Source organism: Parafrigoribacterium mesophilum (assembly GCF_039652555.1).
Taxonomy (GTDB): domain Bacteria; phylum Actinomycetota; class Actinomycetes; order Actinomycetales; family Microbacteriaceae; genus Parafrigoribacterium; species Parafrigoribacterium mesophilum.
The window spans coordinates 1-271 of record NZ_JBDJAF010000062.1 but is presented as its reverse complement, the minus strand read 5'-3'; the positions used below and the strand labels follow the sequence as shown (position 1 = coordinate 271).

General features: G+C 74.2%; 1 pseudogene. It reads right to left on the bottom strand.

Annotation, left to right across the window (positions count from 1 at the left end):
* Window positions 1-194 (bottom strand): annotated as a pseudogene (locus ABFX56_RS16105) (hypothetical protein); the annotation flags it as partial.
* Window positions 195-271 lie beyond the last annotated feature (77 nt).

Genomic DNA, 271 nt, shown 5'->3' with positions numbered 1-271 from the left:
AGCGCGATGCCGCGCGGGCGCTTGCCGACCGGCCAGGTGGCGGTGACCGCGCGACTGTCGAGGTCGATCACCGTCACGCTGTCGCCGCGCTCGTTCGAGACATAGGCCGTGCCGCCGGCCAGGGCCGGGGCGGCAGCGGCGAGCAGGGCCAGGGCCAGCGGCAGCCGGGCGGAGCGGAACGGCGCGTGCATCATGCCGGCAGGTTAGCGCACGCGGGGCCGGCCGATATGGGACCAAGGTACAATGTCTAGCCTCCCGCCCGGGCGATAGG